Annotated in this window: 6 protein-coding genes; 3 read left to right on the forward strand and 3 right to left on the reverse strand. The window is 39.6% G+C overall.

The window, feature by feature from the left end; translation table 11 throughout:
* From ACYVRA_RS05895 to ACYVRA_RS05905, 3 genes are all read left to right on the forward strand, one after another.
* The coding region (locus ACYVRA_RS05895; protein WP_461251821.1) for a hypothetical protein at positions 1-187 on the forward strand (187 nt) is incomplete at its 5' end.
* Positions 188-943: 756 nt separating this feature from the next.
* Positions 944-1078, forward strand: a complete 135-nt coding sequence (locus ACYVRA_RS05900; protein WP_461251822.1) for a hypothetical protein — start codon at positions 944-946, stop codon at positions 1076-1078.
* 200 nt (positions 1079-1278) lie between these two features.
* On the forward strand, positions 1279-1476 hold the full coding sequence (locus ACYVRA_RS05905) for a hypothetical protein (RefSeq protein WP_461251823.1): 198 nt from the start codon (positions 1279-1281) through the stop codon (positions 1474-1476).
* Positions 1477-1910: 434 nt separating this feature from the next.
* Here ACYVRA_RS05905 and ACYVRA_RS05910 read toward each other — a convergent pair whose 3' ends face one another.
* From ACYVRA_RS05910 to ACYVRA_RS05920, 3 genes are all read right to left on the reverse strand, one after another.
* Positions 1911-2120, reverse strand: coding sequence for an antitoxin AF2212-like protein (locus ACYVRA_RS05910; protein WP_461251824.1), 210 nt, complete (start codon positions 2118-2120; stop codon positions 1911-1913).
* 148 nt (positions 2121-2268) lie between these two features.
* Entirely contained in the window at positions 2269-2610 is a 342-nt protein-coding gene (locus ACYVRA_RS05915; protein ID WP_461251825.1) for a helix-turn-helix domain-containing protein, read from the reverse strand.
* A 96-nt stretch (positions 2611-2706) separates the two neighbouring features.
* Positions 2707-3470: M15 family metallopeptidase (locus ACYVRA_RS05920; protein WP_461251826.1), on the reverse strand; the 764-nt coding region annotated here is incomplete at its 5' end.

The following is a 3470-nucleotide window of genomic DNA, read 5'->3' on the forward strand; positions in this document are numbered from 1 at the left end:
GGGGAATTACGACTTTTTCCACACGGGTTTTATTATGCGTGTTTTGCGGCATTTTGCGAAGGGCGGGTTGCCGGGGTTTTTTGTGCCTTTTATTTATTTTATTTTTGCCTATAATTTTAGACAAAAAAGTATGGCGTTTTATTTTGTTGTTGTGTTAAAACACGTCTGGCGGTACGCCGTTGTTTAATGCCTTTTTCGATTTATTTTAGAAAAAAAAAGCGTGAGGATTAGCTTTTTTTTTCATGCCCATGCCCAACACGATGTTGGGCATGGGCGCGGTGTTTGCCTGTTTGTATTATGCCGTGTTTTCACTTTTTTTAAATTTTGCGTTTTGCCCTTGCCATACTTTTTTGTCCCTTTTTATCCAGATTTTTTGGATAGCACATCGAATGTCCGCACAAAAAAGGGCGGTCTCTACCAGAAAAATTGCGGAGTGGAGCGCAGCGGAACGGAGCAATTTTATCCTTTAGGCTTTAAGGGGGTGGCGGCTACGGAGCGGGGATGATGTGGCGAATTTGAACTAATGTAATTGAGAGGGAATAGTACTGAGGGTGAATTTTTACTTTTTACAAATTTATGGGTTCGGGCGGTTGCCGTATTGCTCTTAGCTCGGTGTGTGTGTGGAGAGGGAAATATTTATTATGTTTGTTTTAATCTTATGGGTAGTTCAACACTGCGAAGCCAATACTGAATTATTACCCCCCGCCCCGCGCGCCGGGTGGGTGGGTCTAATCTCGCTTTGCTGTCGGACTGCGCTGCGATGGGCATGGCGCGCGGGGCGGGGGGTATTGGCGAAAAATATAAACAAATCGGGTGTTCTTCCTTTCGTTTTCAATTACGGCGCAGCCCTGCCGCCGTAGGCGGTCCCCTTTTTGGGGAAAACTTGCGAAGCGTTATGCGACATTAAATAAAGACGCAAAAAACGGCATTGGAAGGGGTTTTATTGGGGGTAAAAGGTAAATGTGATACGGTAATGGGGATTAACGCTGTTTTGTGGGCTTTTATGGGCGTTATAAATGGTGTTTTGAATGGGGTCTGCGGTAATAAATATTCAGGTTTGTTAAATGCGGTAATGTAAAATGCGCTTATGTTACACCAGATAAGACATCATATTTGTTGAATAACGGTGGGTAATTATGAGTAATTAAAAATAATTATGAGGAAAGTAGTTGACGTAATTCGTTATCTGATATAGACTTATGAGTAATAAAGCGTACTTGTGAGTAGGCATTAGAAAACTGTAACACTGTACCCGGCAGTGTTACCAACATTGGGGAGATGGCTTTTTACGCTACCAGCCTTACCAGCGTAACGTTTGCAACAGGGAGCAATATAGCTTACGCTAATTTTGGAGATAATGCCTTTCCAGAAGGGTATTATGGCGGAGACAACTTAAGAACTTCCTACTTAGCGGCATCACCAAAAGCGGGAACGTATACGAGAGAAGAAAACGGCGATACGTGGTCAAAACAGTAAAAAGATTACGCACAGTATCTGATACCGAAATTGGCTAGTGCCGTTAAGAAATTAGCGGCACTACATCATTTAATTAGCGCTAGAAGATGTATACCCAATAAAATACTTGAGTACAGTCAACCGATCCTTCCTTAAAAGATGATGTTTTTACGAAGCGCCAAATAAACTGTTTTTTGTAGCGTAACTTGCTTGGTGTTTTTATAGTACATTTACAAATGGATTTAAAATTGTAAGTTTATCTTCTACTATTAAACCGTGATGCAAATCCTCTGAATAAAGAATATCACATTCCGCTTCTAAAGCTGACGCAACGATGATACTGTCAAATAATGGAAATAATCGGAAAATTATCAAGAAGGTTGTCTGCGATTAATTGTTTGGAATCGCCATTAATCCCATGGTTATAAATTAAAACATTAGTATCTAGCGAAATTTTACTCATAATCGTTTGCTTCATCACGGTTAAATTTAAAATTTGTCAGATCAAGGCGGCATTTATCAAAAATTGCGCGTCTAGCGGCCTGTCTGGAGGTGGCAGGTAATTCTTCGTTTATTGTTATAGTCACTTTCTTCTTTTGTGGAATAGAAATCGGCCTGTCAGGAATAAACCGCTCGTTCTCAAATATGCCTGTAATTACCAACATTTGAACCTCCATATAATACTACTTATTGTTGTTATTATATCAGAATTTCAGGCAATGGGCAAGTATGTAAGTATTTACGCAAAAGGTAACGCAATGGTTATCTAATACCGTTTTTTGAATACGCGACAATGACCGACACCGCTTATCCCTATTTCTTATCCCCGGTTAAATACTGCTGCGTCAAATCACTTACAACCTTATTTAAAGAATCATTAAAGTCTTTCACATAACTCATAACTTCATTGTTGGCTATCGAATTAGGCAGAAAGAACTGATACGGCTCTACATTCAGCGCAATTGAAAGTTTTGCCAGCGTTTTTGCCGAGACCCCTTTTTTGCAGTTTTCAATATCATTAATAAAATTATGAGTAAGCCCCGTAGTGAGAGCAAGATTTAGTTGTGACATATTCTGAATAGACCTAAGTCGCTTAAGATTGCTGCTCATTAATTTAAAAACATATTTTTCATCAATTTCGTTTTTCTTTGCCATAACTCTATTTTCGTTTTTTATTAATTATTGACAAATAACATACGGCAAATTAATTGTCGCTTTAAGGCTATAATAAAATCACGGTAAAGTCGTGTATTATTTTTCTGCTGGAGGCATTCCGTTTAAAAATAAAACTTCCGGGCGATATTCAAAATGCATGGTGTCAAACATCGGCCATTTGCCGCCCCAGATAAAACCATTGGCTTCAAACGCTTTTATTACCGCATCAGGCGGGTGGTATCTTTCGTTATACGAAACATTCCACCAGTCGCTTCTGTTTTTGGAAGTCCATAGCCAGTATGTTTGCTTACCGCCTAACGATTTTGGAAGCAAATCGATAGCAAGCCCGTAGGAGTGATATGAACGGGAGTGAGTATCCGCGATATATCGCCAGCCGTATCCTTCCAGTGAGCCGAGGTTGTCTATCCATTTTTGAATCGCACTGTCGGTTTTTGCGGCGTCTTTAATTCGCTCTTCAATAATAACAAGTTTTTGTTGAATGCCCTTATGAATTTTTGCGGTTTTTCCAAGGAAATTTATTTTTACAAGCTGGTTTTCAGTTTCGGCGCGTGTAGAAGCGTTCCAAAGTTCATCAATAAAAAAACCAGAACGTTGAAGCGTATTTTTGCTTCGGATAATAGCCCAGTTTTTAAATCTTTCAACCTCCTCCGGGCTGCGTTCTACCCACGGCGGCAATTCCTCAGTATAGTGATAAAATTGAAAAGGCCTGTACTTATCGGCATTTTCCAAATAGCTTTCTGGTAATATTTTTCCGTCGGCATAATAATACCATTTGCCCTTCATCAGAATTGTCCAGTCGTTATTTTGAAATTCCAATTTATCAACTTGATCGGGGTAAG

This window comes from Treponema sp. R8-4-B8, assembly GCF_054786175.1.